The 20186-nt window shown below is 59.5% G+C and carries 14 protein-coding genes and 1 tRNA gene; all 15 read right to left on the bottom strand.

Translation table 11 applies throughout. The annotated features are described in order from the left end of the window. Positions 1–8: 8 nt before the first annotated feature. Positions 9–1820: a S9 family peptidase gene (locus ACGSLL_RS05475; RefSeq protein ID WP_394503923.1), complete on the bottom strand. Its 1812-nt coding sequence runs from the start codon at positions 1818–1820 to the stop codon at positions 9–11. Continuing rightward, on the bottom strand, positions 1786–2946 hold the full coding sequence (gene pqqE, locus ACGSLL_RS05470) for a pyrroloquinoline quinone biosynthesis protein PqqE (protein WP_394503921.1): 1161 nt from the start codon (positions 2944–2946) through the stop codon (positions 1786–1788). Before pqqE ends, ACGSLL_RS05475 begins: the two co-directional genes overlap by 35 nt. Next, complete coding sequence (gene pqqD / locus ACGSLL_RS05465; protein WP_394503919.1) at positions 2918–3193, bottom strand: pyrroloquinoline quinone biosynthesis peptide chaperone PqqD; 276 nt, start codon at positions 3191–3193, stop codon at positions 2918–2920. The genes pqqE and pqqD overlap by 29 nt, the downstream gene beginning before the upstream one ends. Further along, positions 3190–3942, bottom strand: a complete 753-nt coding sequence (gene pqqC, locus ACGSLL_RS05460; RefSeq protein ID WP_090286883.1) for a pyrroloquinoline-quinone synthase PqqC — start codon at positions 3940–3942, stop codon at positions 3190–3192. Before pqqC ends, pqqD begins: the two co-directional genes overlap by 4 nt. 134 nt (positions 3943–4076) lie before the next feature. Further along, positions 4077–4988: a pyrroloquinoline quinone biosynthesis protein PqqB gene (gene pqqB / locus ACGSLL_RS05455; RefSeq protein ID WP_394503916.1), complete on the bottom strand. Its 912-nt coding sequence runs from the start codon at positions 4986–4988 to the stop codon at positions 4077–4079. An 81-nt stretch (positions 4989–5069) separates the two neighbouring features. Then, the gene (pqqA, locus tag ACGSLL_RS05450) at positions 5070–5144 is read right to left on the bottom strand and encodes a pyrroloquinoline quinone precursor peptide PqqA (RefSeq protein WP_003444522.1); all 75 of its coding nucleotides are present in this window, start codon (positions 5142–5144) and stop codon (positions 5070–5072) included. 156 nt (positions 5145–5300) lie between these two features. Next, positions 5301–7715, bottom strand: a complete 2415-nt coding sequence (pqqF, locus tag ACGSLL_RS05445) for a pyrroloquinoline quinone biosynthesis protein PqqF (RefSeq protein WP_394503914.1) — start codon at positions 7713–7715, stop codon at positions 5301–5303. 38 nt (positions 7716–7753) lie between these two features. After that, complete coding sequence (locus ACGSLL_RS05440; RefSeq protein ID WP_394503912.1) at positions 7754–8548, bottom strand: carbon-nitrogen hydrolase family protein; 795 nt, start codon at positions 8546–8548, stop codon at positions 7754–7756. A 12-nt stretch (positions 8549–8560) separates the two neighbouring features. Next, positions 8561–10243, bottom strand: coding sequence for a flavin monoamine oxidase family protein (locus ACGSLL_RS05435; RefSeq protein WP_394503910.1), 1683 nt, complete (start codon positions 10241–10243; stop codon positions 8561–8563). 205 nt (positions 10244–10448) lie between these two features. Then, positions 10449–10907: an Lrp/AsnC family transcriptional regulator gene (locus ACGSLL_RS05430; protein WP_394503908.1), complete on the bottom strand. Its 459-nt coding sequence runs from the start codon at positions 10905–10907 to the stop codon at positions 10449–10451. A gap of 292 nt (positions 10908–11199) precedes the next feature. Beyond that, a complete protein-coding gene (locus ACGSLL_RS05425; RefSeq protein ID WP_394503906.1) occupies positions 11200–11766 on the bottom strand; it encodes a PBECR2 nuclease fold domain-containing protein in 567 nt (188 codons plus the stop codon). A gap of 196 nt (positions 11767–11962) precedes the next feature. After that, positions 11963–12039, bottom strand: a tRNA-Ile gene (locus ACGSLL_RS05420). Between the two features lie 15 nt (positions 12040–12054). Next, the gene (locus ACGSLL_RS05415) at positions 12055–15801 is read right to left on the bottom strand and encodes a bifunctional diguanylate cyclase/phosphodiesterase (protein WP_394503904.1); all 3747 of its coding nucleotides are present in this window, start codon (positions 15799–15801) and stop codon (positions 12055–12057) included. 126 nt (positions 15802–15927) lie between these two features. Then, a complete protein-coding gene (gene rpoD / locus ACGSLL_RS05410) occupies positions 15928–17775 on the bottom strand; it encodes an RNA polymerase sigma factor RpoD (protein ID WP_394503902.1) in 1848 nt (615 codons plus the stop codon). Positions 17776–17842: 67 nt separating this feature from the next. Beyond that, positions 17843–19807 carry a DNA primase gene (gene dnaG / locus ACGSLL_RS05405; RefSeq protein WP_093097779.1) on the bottom strand — a complete coding sequence of 655 codons (1965 nt, stop codon included), beginning with the start codon at positions 19805–19807 and terminating at the stop codon, positions 17843–17845. Between the last annotated feature and the right edge of the window lie 379 nt (positions 19808–20186).

The following is a 20186-nucleotide window of genomic DNA, read 5'->3' as shown; positions in this document are numbered from 1 at the left end:
CGCGGTGATCAGTCCGCCAATCCCATCACCCGCCGATAAAACTGCCACTCCTTTTCCAGCGCATGCGCCTGATTAACGGCACGACGGAAACCGTGGCGTTCATCGGCATAGTAGTGTGCTTCGACCGGGATGCCGTTACGTTCAAGTGCAGCGACCATGTCGCGGGTCTGCTTCGGCACCACCACCGCATCCAGTTCACCCTGAAAGAAAATCACCGGCACGCGGATATGGTCTGCGTGTAGCAATGGCGTGCGGGCGGCATAGCGTTCGGCGTCCTGCTCGGGATCGCCGATCAGCCAGTCGAGATAGTCGCCTTCGAACTTGTGCGTCGCCCGGCCCAATGCCACCGGGTCGCTGACTCCGTACAAACTCGCGCCAGCGCGGAAGACTTGCTTGAACGCCAGCGCACACAACGTGGTGTAGCCACCCGCGCTCCCGCCCCGGATGAACGCGCGCTGCCCGTCGATCAAGCCTTGGTCGGCGAGATACGCGACGACGTTGCACGCATCCTCGACATCCACTTCACCCCAGCGCAAATGCAACGCTTGGCGATATTGCCGGCCGTAACCGCTGCTGCCGCGATAGTTGAGATCGGCGACGGCAAAGCCGCGTTGCGTCCAGTATTGAATGCGCGGGTCGAGCATCGGATAGCAGGCCGAAGTCGGGCCGCCGTGGATGAACACCACCAGTGGCGGCGTCTTCTCGGCGGCCATGGCCGGGTAAAAGAAACCGTGCGCCTCACCCGAACCGCTTGGGTAACGCAGGGTTTGCGGACGGCTGATGCGTTCGGCGGGCAACGGCGCTATACCGCCGGCCAACACGGTAACTTCGTTCGTCATTCGATCAATGGCAATGATCGCCGAGGGGCTGATCGGCGAGGCAGCAATGCAGTAGATGTTTTGCTGATCTGCGGCCAGATGACGGAAGCGGCTGTACTTACCAGTGAAATCTACATCGCCAAGAGTAAGGCGACCGAAACCGCCTTCGCTCCAGCTGGCCAGGAAAGCATCACCGAGCGGCAGCCAGGTGCAGCCACCGAGCTGCCACGGCGCCGGCGCATGGTCGGCCTGGGCGGCAACCAATGGTTCCAGACCGTCGATAGTTTCCGCCCACGGTTGCCAGAATCCACCGCGATCGGTCAGGCAATACAGGCGACCCTCGTCATCGAAGCGCGGTTGTTGAACCGACTCTTCAATGTCATCGCCGGCCACGCAGCGCGGCGAAGCGAATCCGCCATCGGGCAAGCGCTGGGCTGTCATCAACCGGGTTGAGGTCCACGGCTGATGCGGCCGGCTCCACTCGATCCACGCCAGGCGCTGCCCATCCGGGCTCAGAAGGGGCGATGCATAAAAATCTGCGCCCTCAGCCAATACGTGCCGAACACCGTCAGCCAGATCAACCGCCACCAATCGGTGTCGATCGTACTGCTCCTCAACCGCCAGAATCTGCCCGCCCGCATACTGCAAATCACCAAAGCGGCAATCGCCGGAGGTCAGTGGTTCAGGCGCACCATCGAGGGTCTGCCGATACAACTGCTGATCCGCCTCGTTGACGAAAACCACACAGTCAGGCGTCAGGCAAAACGCACCACCGCCATATTCGTACACGCGGCTGCGCACGCTGAAGCCATCCGGCGTCAGACATTGCGCCACACCATCGCGCCACTGCCAGATCCGGCACGCGGCATCCTGCGGGCGATATTCATTCCAGAACAGGCCGTTGGCGCCGAGCTGCAACTCGGCGAAATCCACGCCGGCGGCGACAGCTTGCGCGGCGCTGAAGGGCTCAGCCCTTGGCGATGAGGCGTGAGTTTCGTTCATTGCGAAAGGCCAGTTGTTCGATGGTCTGCGTGGCGCTCTCGGCTTCTTCGCGGGCCTTGAGGATCACGCCGTGATGTTCGGATTTGCTGCACACCGGGTCGGCGTTGCTCGCATTGCCAGTGAGCATGAACGCCTGGCAGCGGCAGCCGCCAAAGTCCTTTTCCTTCTCGTCGCACGAGCGGCACGGCTCGGGCATCCAGTCGTAACCGCGGAAGCGGTTGAAGCCGAACGAGTCGTACCAGATGTGCTGCATGCTGTGATCGCGCACATTGGGAAACTGCACCGGCATCTGACGCGCGCCGTGGCAGGGCAGGGCGGTGCCGTCCGGTGTCACCGTCAAAAAGATACTGCCCCAGCCGTTCATGCAGGCTTTCGGGCGCTCTTCGTAGTAATCCGGGGTGACGAAAATCAGCTTGCATGGATGCCCTTCGGCTTCCAGCTTCGCCCGGTATTCGTTGGTGATGCGCTCGGCGCGCACCAGTTGTTCCTTGGTCGGCAACAGGCCAACGCGATTGAGCTGCGCCCAACCGTAGAACTGACAAGTGGCAAGCTCGACAAAGTCGGCTTCCAGCGCAATGCACAGCTCAATGATGCGGTCGATCTTGTCGACGTTGTGCCGATGGGTGACGAAGTTCAGCACCATCGGGTAACCATGGGCCTTCACCGCGCGGGCCATTTCCAGCTTCTGTGCGAAGGCTTTTTTAGAGCCGGCGAGCAGGTTGTTCACTTGCTCGTCGCTGGCCTGGAAACTGATCTGGATGTGGTCGAGCCCGGCCTTCTTGAAGTCGCTGATTTTCTGCTCGGTCAGGCCGATGCCGGAGGTGATCAGGTTGGTGTAGAAACCCAGCTGCCGTGCTTCGTGAATCAGCTCGGCAAGATCCTGGCGCACCAGCGGTTCACCACCGGAAAAACCCAGTTGCGCCGCACCCATTTCCCGCGCTTCGCGAAAGACCTTGATCCACTGTTCGGTCGTCAGCTCTTTGCCCTGCTCGGCGAAATCCAGCGGATTGGAGCAATACGGGCATTGCAGCGGGCAGCGGTAGGTCAGCTCGGCGAGCAGCCACAGCGGCAGGCCGACTTCAGGTTTGGCCGGCAGATCAGCCAAGGGTGAGCCAGTGTTGCTCACGGGCAACCTCCATGAATTGCTCGACGTCGTCACCGAGTTCCGGCACGCCGGGGAACTGCGTGTCGAGTTTGGCGATGATTGCTGCGACATCACGTTCACCGTCAATCAATTTGCCAATCTCGCTTGCGCTCTCGTTGAGCTTGATCATGCCTTCCGGATACAGCAACACATGGCCTTTTTGTGCCGGTTCGAACTGGAAGCGGTAGCCGGGACGCCAGCTCGGGACTTTGCTGCGGTCGAAACTCATAAGCTGATTCCTTTATGCCAGACCCGTTGATCAGTAACGCTGTGATACGGCGGACGGTTCAGTTCGTAGGCCATGCTCATGGCATCGAGCATGCTCCAAAGAATGTCCAGTTTGAACTGGAGAATTTCCAGCATGCGCTCCTGGCCTTCACGGGTCTTGTAGTGTTCGAGCGTGATCGCCAGACCGTGTTCGACATCCCGACGCGCCTGACCGAGGCGGGTGCGGAAGTATTCATAACCGGCCGGGTCGATCCACGGGTAATGTTGCGGCCAGCTGTCGAGGCGCGACTGGTGGATCTGCGGTGCGAACAGTTCGGTCAGCGAACTGCTGGCGGCTTCCTGCCAACTGGCGCGGCGGGCGAAGTTGACGTAAGCGTCGACGGCGAAACGCACGCCGGGCAATACCAGCTCCTGCGAGCGCAGTTGATCCGGGTCGAGGCCGACCGCCTGGCCGAGACGCAGCCAGGCTTCGATGCCGCCGTCTTCACCGGGAGCGCCGTCGTGGTCGAGCAGGCGCTGAATCCACTCGCGGCGGATTTCCCGATCCGGGCAATTGGCGAGAATCGCCGCGTCTTTCAGGGGGATGTTCACCTGATAATAGAAGCGGTTGGCGACCCAGCCCTGAATCTGCTCGCGGGTGGCGCGGCCTTCGTACATCGCCACATGATAGGGGTGGTAGATGTGGTAATAGGCACCTTTGGCGCGCAGGGCCGCTTCGAATTCGGCGGGGGACAGCGGGGTGTCGGTCATTGCGGTTCTCCGGGGAACAACCGTTGGATTCAGTGTTGTCTGGCAGGACGCCATCGCTGGCAAGCCAGCTCCCACAAGGTTTGCGGTGTTCACAAGACCTGTGGAAGCTGGCTTGCCAGCGATGGGGCCATCAGCTACAGCACAATGCTCATGCCATCAAACGCCACTTCAACATTGCGCCGAGCGAGTTCTGCGCGCTCGGCCGAATCCTCGTCGAGAATCGGGTTGGTGTTGTTGATGTGGATAAGCACCTTGCGTTGCTCGGGAAGCTGTTCCAACACTTCGAGCATGCCGCCGGGGCCGTTCTGTGCCAAATGGCCCATTTCGCGACCGGTGCGGGTGCCGACGCCACGACGTTGCATTTCATCGTCGTTCCACAGCGTGCCGTCGACCAGCAGGCAGTCGCTGCCGGCCATGATTTCCAGCAGCGGCGCGTCTACTTTGCCCAGGCCCGGCGCGTAGAACAGCTTGCCGCCGGTGTTCAAATCTTCAACGATCAAACCGATGTTGTCGCCCGGGTGCGGGTCGAAGCGGTGCGGCGAATACGGTGGCGCTGCACTGCGCAGCGGCAGCGGCGTGAAACGCAGGTTCGGACATGCGGCGACGGTGAAGCTCCGATCGAGTTCGATGCGGTTCCAGTCCAGCCCGCCATTCCAGTGGGTGAGCATCTTGAACAGCGGAAAACCGGTGCTCAGGTCTTCGTGAACCATATCCGTGCACCAGACCTGATGCGGGCAGCCCTCGCGCAGGCTGAGCAGGCCGGTGGTGTGGTCGATCTGGCTGTCCATCAGAATGATCGCGCTGATGCCGGTGTCACGCAGGGCGCGGCCCGGTTGCATCGGGGCGAAGCTTTGCAATTGCGCGCGGATGTCCGGCGAGGCGTTGCACAGCACCCAGTTCACGCCGTCATCGGAAATCGCGATGGACGATTGGGTGCGGGACTTGGCGTTGAGGCTGCCGTCGCGAAAGCCTGCGCAATTGACGCAGTTGCAGTTCCACTGCGGAAAACCGCCGCCGGCGGCCGAACCCAGAATCTGGACGAACATGAACGCTCCATCATTTCAACGCGGAAAATAAAACGCCCCGGCGAGCCGAGGCGTTGCACTGCGATTCTGTGTAAGCAGAACTCAGCGGCTGGCGAAGTACATGGTGACTTCGAAGCCGATACGCAGGTCGGTGTAAGCAGGTTTGGTCCAGGCCATGAGATGTCTCCTTCTGTGGGTTGGGATAGCGCTATCCATAGGTATAGTCCACGGCAGCGCGGTGATGTTCCAATTAGTTAGGCGGCTATGTTACTCAAAATTTCAACGCCATGACCCGTGAATCTTTGAGAAAGCTCCTTGCAGCCTCGGTAATGATCATTTCACCACTTGCCATGGGGCGCCTGGAGCAGGAGCGCTGGCGAGGCAGAGCCAACCGCCTTCGGCGTCGAGCAGACGTCGGGCAGCACCGAGCAGTGTCGAGCGGTCCAGCGCGCCGATGGCAGCGACCAACCGTTCAAGATAATCCGACGAATGGCTGGCGAGCCGGGCCTGCCACAGCAACTCGGCCGCTTCTCTGAAGCCGATCTCAGCCGCGTCGAATTGATCGGCAAGGCTCTGCCGTTGTTGGCTGAGGCTGGCCTCATCCATCTGCTCAATCAGCGCTGGGAGGCTATTGAGGAACTGCCGGATATGCTCGAGCAGTTCGTCGGGCTGCGCGTTGGGCGATTGCACGCCAAACACCAGCGCGATGCGACCCTGGATCTGACGCAAGGCGCTGAACACCGCGTAGCCCAGTTGCAACTCGACGCGCAGACGCTGATAGAACGGCGTCTGAAGCAATTGAGCGAGCAAGCGCCAGGCGGCTTCATCTGAGAGGTCCTGGCTGGCGCTTGGGCAGTACAGCAACACGGCGTGTTCGCTGGACGTCGTATCGATGTGCTGCCAGAGGTATGGACCCTTGATGGCGCAAGGCGCAGACAGCTGATGATCCGGTTGGCCGGGGATGCGGCTCAAGGCCAGGCCCATGGCAGATTGGCTTTGCTGGTTGAAACCCAGCGCGAGGCCGTCCCAGCGCGCGGTTGCCCACAGATGCGCAGCGTCATCGGATGCGCCGACAGGCTCCAGGCAACGATCCGGCAATGCCTTGAGCAATTGGCGGATCGGTATCAACGGCGCTTCCGGCTCGACACGCGGGGAATCGGCTGAGACCGATGTCAGACATTTCAGCGCATGCTCCAGAACGCTGGGCATGGGCTCTTGCAGGCCGGTGAGTTTCAGCAGCCATTGGTTGCCCGTTGCGCTGAACGACACCTCGACGCCGGCCTCGCTGGCATCTTGCCGGATCTGCTGAAGGCTGCGTTGCAGTCGCGCTTGCAAGTCAACGCTGGCTGCGGCGTCGAGCTGCCAACGCAGATAGATCGCGCCTTCATCACCGTTACCCGGCACTGTCTGGCTGAATTGCATCGGCGAGCGTTCGCGGCGGCCGCGCGAGCGGTCCTGAGCGAACGTGCGCAGGCCGCGGTGCGCGCTGGTCTGGCCGCGAATCAGTCCGGCGTTGGCCAGCGGCTCGTTAGCGCGCAGGATGGGATTGGCGGCTGGCAAGTGCCAGTGCGCGGCGAAGTTATCCACAGCGCCGAGTTCGCGCAGAATGTTTTTCAGTGCTTCAGCGGCACAATCAGGCAGGCCGTTTTGCAATTGTTCACTGTCCAGCCGCGCCAGTTGCAGCGCACCGCTGATTTGCTGCCGCCGTTGCTGCACGGCTGCATATTCCTCCCGTAACGCCGCCCAGTCCTGCTGCGCGAAGAAGCTCAACCAGTCCAGCAACTGCTGGTGAATCACCTTCAGCGATTCGGCGCCTGCGTTGAAGTGCAGATGCAGCAGCGCCTGCCCGTCGAAGTGATAAAGCGGTGACGCCTTCAATCCCTCAGCGAGATTGTGCTGCCGCAAATGCGCCAGCAACCCACCGGGCTTGGCGCTATTGACCCAATGACAGAGAAACGCCAGCGCTTCGGCAGACGATTGCGGCAATGCATCAAACGCAAAGAGCAGATTCCCGTGCGGCCCGTCGACCTGTTGATAACTTTTCACCGCCAGCGGCACAAGCGCTGCCTGCGCAACTTTATCCCCAGCCGGTAGCGCAGCGGCGAACTGTTCGGCCAGCACGCGCAACTGTTCCAGGCTTTGCGGCCCGGTCAGGCTCAATGTCATCTGCCCGGTGCGATAAAAGCGCTGATGGAACTCTCTCAACGCCTGTTGAAACGCCGGCAGTTCGACTTTCAGGCTGTCGCGATTGCCGGCATGAAAACCCCGCAGCGGGTGTTCTGCCGGTAAACCTTCGTACAGGGCAAGCTGCTGTTGCGCTGACGGATCTTGCGACCAGGCGACATATTCCGCCTGCAATACGTCACGTTCACGCAATTGATCGTCCAGATTCAGACGCGGTTGCGCGAGCATGTCTGACAGACGCTCCAACCCACCGCTAAAGGCGCGCACAGGCAGCTCGAAGAAAAAGTCGGTGGTGCGTTCGCGAGTGCTGGCGTTCACTTGGCCGCCGTGGCTCTGCACGTAGGCCATCAGCCCTTCCGCCGCCGGGAAACGCTCGGTCCCGAGAAACAGCAAATGTTCGAGAAAATGCGCCAGCCCTGGCCACGCCAGCGGCACGTCGTGGCTACCGGCCGCCACGCGCAACGCGGCAGCGCTGCGTTTGAGGCCGGGCACATGACGCAAGGTCACGCGCAAGCCGTTGGCCAGAGTTACTGTGTGGGGGCGGGGGTGAGTCGGCGCGGGCATGGGCACTTCCAGAACAGTGAAGTGCCAATGCTAGCGGATTAGCGCTGGTTGAGCGCGGCGTAAAGCTCAGGACGGCGATCGCTGAGGTAGCGATTGGCGGCTCGTGAGTCGTTCATCAACTGACGATCCAGCTCGCCGACGATCAGCGCTTCGTCGAGACCGGCCAAGGCAATTTGGCTGCCGTCCGGTGCAGCAATGCTGCTTTGTCCGCAATACTGGATGTCGCCTTCGTGACCACAGTAATTGGCGTAGGCCACGTAGCATTGGTTTTCGAAGGCGCGCGACCGCACGGTGACATCGGCAACGAAATCGAACGGGATCATGTTGGCTGTCGGTGCCACGATCAGCTCGGCGCCAGCCAGCGCCAGACGGCGGGCGTTTTCCGGAAACTCCAGGTCGTAGCAGATGAGAAAGCCGAGCTTCCAGCCGTTCAGCTCGACCACCGGCAAATCCGCCTCTCCCGGACTGAACATCGACCGGTCGAGGTCGCCGAACAGATGCGACTTGCGGTAATTGGCCAAGCGCTCGCCCGTAGAGTCGATCAACTGTACGGCGTTGTAAATCTGCCCGTCCGCGGTGCGCTCGGGATAACCGTAAACGATCGCCAGTCCCGCAGCTTTGGCAATGCGGCCGATCTGCTGCGCCCATTCTCCGTTGTAGACCTCAGCCAGGGTGCTGACCGCTTCGGCGCCAATGTTGTAGCCGGTCATGAACATTTCCGGCAGCACCAGCAAGTCCGAACCGTTGGCTTCCATCGCCACCCGGTGCAAACGGTGCAGGTTGGCGGCGGGCTCCAGTGGCAGCGGCGGGCATTGGTAAAGGGCTACACGCATCGAAGAATCCTCTTACTCGGGCAGGGCGATAGGGCCGATGTCTTTGAACACATCACCCGGGCCCGGGTTCGCTTTATGTGTCGAACCGCCGAAATGCTTCATGATCCCCCACACCGCATTGAGCGAAGTCTGCACCGCGCCTTCGACCCAGGCCGGCGTCCACGAGACGTCGTCACCGGCGATGAAGATGCCGCGCTGTTCGGCCGGCATGTCGTCCTGCATGAAGTGCGCGTACATGCGCTGGTTGTATCGATAGTGGCCGGGCAGGGCGCCTTTGAAGGCACCAAGGAAATATGGGTCGGCTTCCCACGACACAGTGATCGGGTCGCCGATGATACGCGCGGCGATGTCGACTTTCGGGTAGATCTTTTTCAACGCATTCAACGCCAGCTCAACGCGCTTTTCCACCGGGTGCGGGAGCATTTTCAATGCGTCGCTCATCCACGAATACGACAGGCAAATCACCCCTGGCTTGTCGTCGCCGTTGTCGAACAGGTAGGTGCCACGGGTCAGGCGATCGGTGAGCGTCATGCTCATCAAGTCGCGACCGGTTTCCGGGTCCTTGTCCTTCCAGAACGGCCGATCGACCATCACGAAGGTTTTCGACGACTGCATGTAGCGCGTGCGGTCCAGCGCCATCCACATCTTCTGCGAAAACAGGGTTTCATCGCACTCGATCTGCGTGGTCAGCAGCCAGCTCTGGCAGGTGGTCAGCACGGCGGCGTATTCGCGGGTGTCGCCGTTGTTGTCAGTGACCGCGAAACGGCCCTGCGGTGCGTGAGCAATTTTCTTCACACCGGAACGCGGCGCGCCACGGTGCAGGGATTTCAGGCTGGTGCCCGCAGGCCAGTGAGCGCAGCGCTCCGGCACATGCCGCCAGATGCCTTGCGGCACTTGCTCGACACCGCCAACCACCAGGTGCTGGTGATCGTCGCAGTTGGTCATCACCACACGGAAGATTTCCAGCATCGAGTTGGGGAAATCGGAGTCCCAGCCGCCGGTACCGAAACCGACCTGACCGAATACCTCGCGGTGCTGGAACGACAATTTGGCGAAGGCTTTCGAGGTGGCGACGAAGTCGTAAAAGGTTCGGTCGTCCCACAGTGGCACCAGCTTGTTCCACAGCTCTTTAAGGCGCGGCACATCGCGGTCGCGGATGGCTTGCTGGATATCGGAGAACTGCGAACCGGCCTCCAGCGCATCCGCCCAGGCGTCAGCCACTTCCTGAAACAGTGGAGGAAGATCTTTCAGGCTTTCTGCGTAATAGGTTTCGCCTTCCAGGTCGATCACGGTGCTGCCGGAGGCGCCGGTCAACGGGTTGGGGAAAGGCTTGGTTTCAAGGCCGAGCTTGTCGACATAGTGATAGAACGCCGTGGACGACACCGGAAAGCGCATACCGCCAAGTTCCGCAACAATGGCGTCGGTACCGTTGAAGGCTTGCGAGCGCAGGCGACCGCCCAGTTTCGACGCCTCGTACACCACGGGCTTCAAACCGAGTTTCATCAGCTCGTACGCAGCCACCAGACCGGCAATGCCCGCGCCGACAATCGCCACTTCGGCACCGTGGCTTTGTTCAGGGATGCTGCCAAGGCCGGCCGGATGTTCGATCCAGTCATCAAAGGCGAACGGAAAATCCGGACCGAAAATGGTGACTGGTTTCTTACCGTCTGCAGGATGGCGATTGTTCTTGTTCATGGCTGACCTTGCTGGCGACCCGACGCGGAATCCGCGTCTGAGTATAGGAAAAGATGCCAGCCATTCTAGGGAGCATGGAACACGTTAATAAGGCGCAATGTGTCGTCGTTTTGCCAACAAGCTGAGCATAATGACGATACTCGGCTACACATAGATCATTGTGGGAGCCAGCCTGCTGGCGATGAGGCCTTGGCAGGCCGCGAAATCAAACCGGCTGCCCTCGATCAATCTTGCTACTCAAAATGATCGAAGTCGTAGTCTTCTCCACCCCGTCGACACTGCCGATCTGGTCCAGCAACTGATCCAGCTGCTCCGGGGAATCGGTCCGCAACCACGCCACATAATCAAACTCGCCACTCACCGCACACAACTGCTGCACCTGCGCCATCGCACTCAAGCGACGCAACACCTCCTTGCCGGACCGCGGCTGCACCTTGATCCCGACATACGCCTGCAACCCGCCATCAACCACACGCTGACCCAAGCGCACGCCATAACCGGTGATGACTTTGGCTTTTTCCAGACGTGCCAATCGTGAAGTCACCGTGGTGCGCGCGATGCCCAGCTGCCGAGCGAGCATGGCCACGCTCTCGCGGGCGTTGATCTGCAGAGCGGCGATCAGCTGGCGGTCGATTTCGTCGAGAGTGGGGCGGGTGTCTGGCAAAGGGGGCTCCATCGTAAGCAGGTAGGAATTGCACATGTTACAGACGCTGTCAGCGACATGCTGCGGGCTGTGGTTGAACAGTCAGCCGAGAGGTGGGCGTTATCCCTGCGCTGAAACAAAACATCGCATATTTGATTTGACTTGCCCCGCCTGTTTGTCAAGAATGCCTTCAAGAGCGCGAAATCTGCTGCCTTGCAGGGTGTTAGCGGACGTAGGTACCTCAGCGATGCTGCAACATCGGTGTAAGGTGAGACCTCTTCATCCCATTTCCTGAGGATGCCAATATCAGGATTCAAATATCAAGGGCAGCCAAATGGCTGCCCTTTTCTTTGTCTTCAATAATGTATCGCTTGAACAAAAGGTCACCCTGGCGGTGCTTGTTCATGGCTCTGGCCGGAGCATGCATAAAATTCCAGAGAATTTGTCCTTCTCGCACGTCGACAACTACAAGCATGTCGTTCTTTGCTTCGTAGGTGTTGATGAACGCCATTCGGTATCGACCGTTATCGTAAAGGACTTTCCATACTTCGAAACGTCCCTTCAACGTATCGATGGCATGTCGAACATAGCGCTCTCTAGAGTCGGAACGTTTTTCGACGATATGAGCCAATTTGTCTCTCATGACCGCGATGTTTCCGATCGGCGTGATGATAGTCACGGCCAGTAGGGACTCATCTACGAACCCGAAATGATCCAACAATATTTTGAGGGCGCTTTCTGCGTCGTCAGCCCTTTTTACTTCTTCTATTGCGGCCGACCGGAGTTCTCGAGATAACGTTCTAAGGTCGGGTAGCGCAAGATTGATCCATGTTTGTTGGTTGGCCGCTTCCTTTATCGGAGGCGCAATATTCACGAGCATGAAAAATCCTGTGCGGGCGGAGGCGTCTGGACATTACTCGTCTGATGAAATGGTCAACAAGAGAGTGGGAGGAGACAAAACATATCTTCAGAATTTGCCTACAGTCTTGGGGAAGTCTTCCGAGCTTTGCGTTTGTGAGGTAGCAGCCTGATCACCCGCCCACAAAAAAGCCGCGCATATAGCGCGGCTTTCAATTTGGTGGGCCCACACGGACTTGAACCGTGGACCAAAGGATTATGAGTCCTCTGCTCTAACCAACTGAGCTATAGGCCCTCAGTAGGTCGCGGATTATAGCGACGGTTTCTCGGCTGTGCTATCCGAAAAATCCGATACGGTTACACGCAGAAACGTTGCAGCGAATTCTTCCGGTGGCAGGGGCAGGCTGACGATGTAGCCCTGGATCTGTTCGCAGCCTTCGGCGGCGAGGAATTGTTGTTGTGCCTGGGTTTCGACGCCCTCGGCGATGACGGTGAATTGCATGCTTCGGCCCAGTGCGATGATGGCCCGCACAATGGCCGCATCATGGGGATCGTCGGGCAGGCCGCGGACGAATGACTGGTCGATCTTGAGAATGTCCAGCGGCAGACGCTTGAGGTAGCTGAGCGAGGAATAACCGGTGCCGAAGTCGTCGATTGCCAGTTGCACGCCAAGGTGTTTGAGCTGGTGCAGCACGGCCAGCGCCTCTTCGGCCTGACTCATGATGAAATTCTCGGTAATTTCCAGTTGCAGTAAATCCGGCTGGAGGCGGTTGTCCTTGAGCAGTTGTTCGATACGTCCGAGCAGGTTCGGCTGGCGCAACTGTGCGCCAGCGAGGTTTACCGACAACGGGCCGAGGCTGTCGTAGACCTGATTCCATTCGAACATCTGCCGGCACGCCGTCTCGAGCACCCAGTCACCGATCTGCAGGATCATGCCGTTTTCTTCGGCCAGCGGAATGAAGTGTTCGGGCGGTACGTCGCCGAACGTCGGGTGACGCCAGCGGATCAGCGCTTCGGCGCCGACCAGGCGATGGTCGGCGAGGCTGATCTTTGGTTGGTAATACAGGAACAGTTCGTCGCGCTCGATGGCGCGGCGCAGTTCGTGTTCAAGCGCAACGCGTTCGCTGGCCTGGGCGGTGAGGTCGCGGGTGTAGCTTTCAACACGGTTGCGGCCCTTGGCCTTGGAGCGATACATCGCCGCGTCGGCGTTCTTCACCAGTGTGGCAACATCGCAGCCGTCACGCGGATACAGGCTGGTGCCGATGCTGGCGCTGATAAAGAACTCGTGTTCACCCGCCTGGAACGGTGCGCCAAAGCAGTTGAGCAGCTTGCTGGCGATGTTGTCGGCATCACTGGCCTGTTGCAGGCCGGGCAGCAGGATGATGAATTCATCGCCGCCCAGGCGCGCAACGGTATCGATATCGCGCAGTTGCTCTTTCAAGCGAATGGCGATGCCCTTGAGCAGCAGGTCGCCGACCGGATGGCCGAGGCTGTCGTTGATGTGTTTGAAACGGTCGAGATCGAGAAACAGCACGGCGCCCTGACCGCCGTTTTCCTGTTGACCATTGAGCGCCATCTGCAAACGACTTTCAAACAATGTGCGGTTTGGCAGGCCAGTCAGCGGGTCGTGATGCGCCTGGTAATCGAGCTTGGCCTGGGCGTGCTTGAGGCTGGAAATATCAGCGAACACCGCGACGAAGTGAGTAATGAACTTGTCGCGATTGCGCACCGCACTGATGGTCAGCCAGCTCGGGTACAACTCGCCATTTTTGCGCCGGTTGGAGATCTCGCCTTGCCAGTGACCTTCGGCCGTCAACTGGTGCCACATCGCCGCGTAAAAGGCGCTGTCATGCAGGCCGGAAGCGAGCAGGCGCGGGGTATGACCAAGCGCTTCGCTTTCGCTGTAACCGGTGATCTCAGTGAAGGCGCGGTTGACCGCGCTGATGTGCTGCTGGGTATCGGTGATCAGCACGCCCTCGGCGGTGCTTTCGAATACGGTGGCGGCCTGCTGCAGTTTTTCCTGCATCAGATGGCGTTCGGTGATGTCGCGGGCGATGGTCAGCATGCAGTCTTCTTCGCCGATCGGCAGCGGACGACTGGACACTTCGCAAAGGCGAATCTGCCCGTCACTGCGGCGTATATGACAGGTGAAGTCGCGGACGAAGCCGTCGCGCTGCAGCAAGTCGAGCATCTGTTTGCGCTCATTGAGATTGACCCAGATGCCCAGATCAAGCGTCGAGCGGTCTACCGACATGGCGCTGTTAAAGCCGGTAATGCGGCTGAAGCCCTCGTTGACCTCCAGCAGCAGACCATCGCTCTGACGCGACAGCAGCAAGCCGTCCGGTGAAGCGTGGAAAGCCTTGGCGAATTTTTCTTCAGAGGTTTGCAACTGCTGCTGGGTTTCCTTGAGCTGAGTGATGTCGCGTACAACGACAACCAGCGCGGCAGTGGCGTCGAGATCGAATGGCTCGGCGGAAATCAGACCGGTGAACACTTGGCCGTTGTTTCGACGAAATGGCATCTCCAGATTGCGGATGCTGCCCGCCTGCAACCGCTGGAGCAGCCCCGGGCCGACGCCAGGAATTCCCCAGATATTAAGATCGGTCGCGGTCTGCCCGAGGACGTCCCTGGCTTTCAGTCCGATCTGCTCTTCAAACGCTTCGTTGACTTCCAGCAGGCAGCCATCGGACAGGCGCGCGATCACCAGAATATCCGGGCACTGTTCGAAGACCGAGGCGAATTTTTGTTCTGAAAGACGCAGCGCTTCTTCGGTACGCTTGATTTCGCTGATGTCGATCATCAAGCCGCGCATCACCGGTTCATGGCCATGTTCAATCAGGCTGACGATGTCGCGCACCCAGAGGCAGCGGCCGTCGGCGGTGATCACTCGATAATCGACGATGTGATCGCGGCCCTCTCTCAAGGCTTCTTTGCAGTAATTCTGTGTGCGCGTCAAATCGGCCGGGTGAATGATGTTGTGCCAGAAGCCTGGTATCAACCAGTGAGATTGCGGATAGCCAAGCAAGTCTTCGGCATGGGGCGAGACATAGCTGTAGGTGAAGTCGCTCATCCGCGCTTCCCAGGCAATGGCCGACAGGCTCTCCACCAGGCCGCGATAGTGATACTCGCTGCTGCGCAATTCCTGTTCGAGGTCGATGCGCCGGGCAATCTCCGAGCTCAAACGGCGATTGATGCGTATGACCACGGCAAGAATAGTCACGAGCAGCAGTAGTCCTGGCAAACCGTAGATCAACAGATCCGACCAGAATGTCCGGTGATCGAGTACGTTGCCGACCCATTGCTCCTGAATGCTGTTGATTTCATCCGGACTCATGTCGGCGAGGACTTTATCGAGAATTCCCACCAACACCTTGTTGTCACGTGGCACGGCCATTGCCAATTGATAGCGATAAGGGGTTTCACCGCTGACATAGAGGCCGTCGAGCTTGAGCTGGCGCAGGCTCCAGACACTGGATGCGAGATCGCCGACGACCGCGTCGACCTCATCGGTGGCCAGTGCCTGCAGCGCCGAGCTGACGTTGGGCATGGCTACCAGATTCAGATCCGGATGATGAGTGCGCAGGAGTTCGTGCGGAGCATAATTTTCAACCACAGCGATTTTCAAACCGTACAAGTCGCCGATTTTGCGCGGCTGTGCGCCACCAACATGGGCGAGGATGACGATCGGAAAGTCCAGGTAAGGGCGAGTGAACGATAGAAAGGTTTGGCGTTCGGGTGTCGACATGATGCCGGGCAGCAGATCGATCTTGCCGCCTTTCACCTGCTCCAGCACCACTGTCCAACTGACCGGCTCGATGGGCGTCAATTTGACCGCCAGGCGTTGGCGGATTACCTCGATATAGTCGGCCGCCAAGCCCTGATAGCGGTTCTGATCGTCACGAAACTCGAAAGGTGGCCACGACGCGTCGACACCCAGTCGCAAGTCCGGGTGCGCCGCCAGCCAGCTGCGTTCTTCATCGGTCAGAGTCAGCGCGTCAGCCGTTGCGGTCCAGATCATCAGTGACAGCAAAAAAAGCACGGGCGCCAATCTGTGCATAACGCTCTCGTTATGGCTCGGGGATGATTGGTTCGAGTGTAGACGCGGTAGGCGGGGGAGGGGCGGTGCGGAGAATTTAATCTGCCATATAAACAAAACCCCCGGCCTGGGCCGGGGGTTCTGGTATCACTCGTCGAGGAAGGAGCGCAGATGCTCGCTTCGCGTCGGGTGGCGCAGCTTGCGCAGCGCCTTGGCTTCGATCTGACGGATCCGCTCACGCGTTACGTCAAACTGTTTGCCCACCTCTTCGAGCGTGTGGTCGGTGTTCATGTCGATACCGAAACGCATGCGCAGAACCTTGGCTTCACGAGCAGTGAGGCCGGACAGTACTTCGCGAGTCGCTTCTTTGAGGCTCTCAACGGTGGCGACATCGATTGGCGACTGCATGGTCGAGTCTTCGATGAAGTCGCCCAGATGGGAGTCTTCGTCATCACCGATCGGGGTTTCCATGGAGATCGGCTCTTTAGCGATCTTCAATACCTTGCGGATCTTGTCCTCAGGCATTTCCATGCGTTCGCCCAGCTCTTCCGGGGTCGGTTCGCGACCCATTTCCTGCAACATCTGCCGGGAAATGCGGTTGAGCTTGTTGATCGTCTCGATCATGTGCACCGGAATACGGATGGTGCGGGCCTGGTCGGCGATCGAGCGAGTGATCGCCTGACGGATCCACCAGGTGGCATAAGTCGAGAACTTGTAACCACGACGGTATTCGAACTTGTCCACCGCTTTCATCAGGCCGATGTTGCCTTCCTGAATCAGATCGAGGAATTGCAGGCCGCGGTTGGTGTACTTCTTGGCGATCGAGATCACCAGACGCAGGTTGGCTTCAACCATCTCTTTCTTCGCGCGGCGGGCCTTGGCCTCACCGATCGACATGCGACGGTTGATGTCCTTGATTTCTGCGATGGTCAGACCGGTTTCGGTTTCCAGCGCGATCAGTTTCTGCTGGCAACGAATGATGTCCGGCTGTACGCGACCGATGGCTTCGGCGTACTTGCTCTTGCCTTTGGCCAGGGCGTCGGACCAGCTTTCGTCGACTTCGTTGCCCGGGAACTGACGCAGGAAATCGGCGCGCGGCATACGTGCATCACGTACGCACAATTGCATGATCGCGCGCTCTTGCTGACGCAGGCGATCCAGGGCGCTGCGAACACGCTCGACCAGGCCTTCGAATTGCTTCGGCACCAGTTTGATCGGCATGAACAGCTCGGCCAGTGCGAGCAACTCGGCAATCGCTGCCTTGTTGTTGCGACCGTGCTTTTTCAGGGCCTTGCGGGTGATTTCCATCTGGTCGGCGACGGCGCCAAAACGCTGCGCAGCGACGACCGGATCCGGACCACTTTCGGCTTCTTCTTCGTCATCGGAAGCTTCGGCATCATCGTCGTCGGTATCGTCGTCGGCCTTGACGGCCTTCGGGTCAACCGGCGGCGGCACTTCTGCCGCCGGCGGCGCAATGCCGTCGTCCGGGTCGATGTAACCGCTCAGCACGTCGGACAGGCGACCACCTTCGGTGGTGACACGCGTGTACTCGGAGAGAATGTGGTCAACCGTGCCAGGGAAGTGCGCGATCGCGCTCATCACTTCACGAATGCCTTCTTCGATCCGCTTGGCGATTTCGATTTCGCCTTCACGAGTCAGAAGCTCTACCGTACCCATTTCACGCATATACATGCGCACAGGGTCAGTGGTGCGACCGATATCGGTCTCCACCGCTGCCAACGCAGCGGCTGCTTCTTCCGCAGCGGCCTCGTCGGTATCGGCGTCGGCCAACATAAGGGCGTCCGCATCCGGAGCACTCTCGTGTACGGGGATCCCCATGTCGTTGATCATGCGGATGATGTCTTCCACCTGCTCAGGATCTGAAATATCCTCGGGCAGGTGGTCGTTGACCTCGGCGTAAGTCAGATACTTCTGCTCACGACCCAGTTTGATCAACTCAATAATACGAGACTGCTGTTGCGCTTTTCCGGACATAACACCCTATCCACTGAAGGTCTTGGCGGGCAAAAAACAAGCCGAGGATTATACCTGAGCTATGACCTCACGCGCCAGTTGAGGTCGGGTTTGATGCGGAAACATTGCGACTTAAAAGGTCGCGCAGTTGATTTTTCTCTTCGACGCTCAGTTCGCTTTGCCGCGCTTTCCTGAGTAACTGTTCGAGATTTCGCTCGCGTTGGCGGGCTGACAAGCTAGTAATGGTGTCGAAAAACTGTTGTTCAAGGTTCTCTCCGTCAATCAGCCACTCCTTTTCTGCCAGTGCCTTGAGCAAGCGTCCCTGTTCAGTGCCGTGCCATCGCGCGATCAACTGAAATGAGTTTAGCTGGGGATTCTTCTGTACGGCTTCGAGCAGTGCCACAAGTAACTGGGCATTGGTCTGATTTTCGTCGGCGATATGACCGGCATCTTCGACGCGCTTGGCCAATTGCGGGTGATGAAGCAGTGTGCGCAGGGCTGTCAGAGTCGGCGACTCGACACCGATTGGCGTGCGCGGACGCTGCTGATCACGATCGCCGCCACGCTTGCCGTTCTTGTCCCAGGGTTTCTTGTCCCACTTCTTGCCGCCGGCGCCGGGTTTCTTTGGCGTCCACTCCTGCTGGGGCACATACATGTCCTGTGCCTGCGGCTGATGGTAGTCGCTGTAGTCCGGCATGGCGTCGTAATCGATGCCGGGATCGTAGGCGGGTGGCGCTTCCTGGGGGGCGCTTTGCGCGAGCTGGCTGACGGTTTCGCTGCTCAGTCCAGTGATTTCGCTCAGGCGCTGACGCATCAGAATACGCAGGTTGGCACCCGGAACTTTATCGATCAGCGGGGCGGCGAGGGTGGCCATGTGGGCCTTGCCTTCGAGCGAGCGCGGATCAGCTTCTTCGGTGAGTTGCTGGAAAAAATAATCGGCCAGCGGCTGCGCATGCTGATTGATTCGTGCCTTGAAGGCATCGGTGCCCTCGGCGCGAACCAGAGTGTCCGGGTCTTCACCTTCGGGCAGAAACAGGAACCGCGCACGACGGCCGTCCTGCAGGCAGGGCAGGGTGGCTTCCAGTGCTCGCCAGGCAGCGTTACGGCCAGCCTGGTCGCCGTCGAAGCAGAACAGCACGTTCGGTACGACGCGGAAAAGCCGCTTCAGATGTTCTTCGCTGGTGGCGGTGCCGAGCGTCGCGACGGCATTGCGCAGGCCTTGCTGGGCGAGGGCGATGACGTCCATGTAACCTTCGACGACGATGATCTCGTCAAGGTTGCGATTATTCTTGCGGGCTTCATAAAGGCCGTAGAGTTCCTGGCCTTTATGAAATACCGGGGTTTCCGGGGAGTTCAGGTACTTGGGTTTGTCGTCACCCAGCACGCGGCCGCCGAAGGCGATGATCCGGCCGCGGGTGTCGCGGATCGGGAACATCACGCGATCGCGGAAGCGGTCGTAGCGTTTGCCGGTTTCGGCGTTCTCGATCAGCAGGCCGGCATCGATCATGGCCTTTTGTTGCAGGGTGTCGCTGCTCAAATGCTTGAACAGGTTGTCCCAGCCCGGCGGCGCAAAGCCGAGGCCGAAGTCCCGGGCGATCTCGCCGGTCAGTCCGCGGCCCTTGAGGTAATCGACCGCGGCTTTACGCGCGGGATGGCTCTTGAGCGCCTGTCGGTAAAAATCGGCGGCGGCGGTCAACAGTGGGTATAGCGGCGAGTCGGTCGGCTGGCGGGGCTTGCGCTCGCGGCCGCTTTCTTCGCGGGGAATTTCCATGCCGGCGGCTTTGGCCAGATCTTCGACGGCCTGGGGGAAATCCAGATTGTCGTGATCCATGAGAAAGCCGAGGGCATTGCCGCCGGCGCCGCAGCCGAAGCAGTAGTAGAACTGCTTGTCGGGGCTGACGCTGAAAGACGGGGTTTTCTCTTTGTGAAACGGGCAGCAGGCGGTGTAGTTCTTGCCGGCCTTCTTCAATTGCACGCGCGAGCTGACCACGTCGACGATGTCGGTGCGGTTCAGCAGGTCGTCAATGAAGCTCTGGGGTATCAGCCCGGCCATGGCGTTCTCGTCGTCTGCGCTGCAAAAAGTCCGTTGCGACAGGCTGTCGGACGCGGGTCTTTGTTGGAAGCGCGCAAAATGTGCGGCTCGACCGGTGTCGTCTGCATGATCGCTGTCGGGAAGTGTATCTGCCGAAAATCCACTGACGTTAGTACCTATCAGTCTTCGACCATATGAAAGTGTTGCGCTGAGTCCGCTGACGGCCGGTGAAAGGCCTCGGATAGCTCAATAAAGCGGGCACGCATGAGGTGCCTTGGGCTGATCGTCGTAAGAGGAATCAGTGGGTGTGCTCGTCAGTAGCCTTGAAAGGCTCGTCAGAAAAGACGTGCACCGCTGGCAAAAAAGCCAGGCCTGACGCGGTGAAGCGGATTTGTCTCGG

This window comes from Pseudomonas retamae (assembly GCF_043496865.1).
In the GTDB taxonomy this organism is placed as follows: domain Bacteria; phylum Pseudomonadota; class Gammaproteobacteria; order Pseudomonadales; family Pseudomonadaceae; genus Aquipseudomonas; species Aquipseudomonas retamae.
This window is presented reverse-complemented; position numbering and strand designations above follow the sequence as displayed.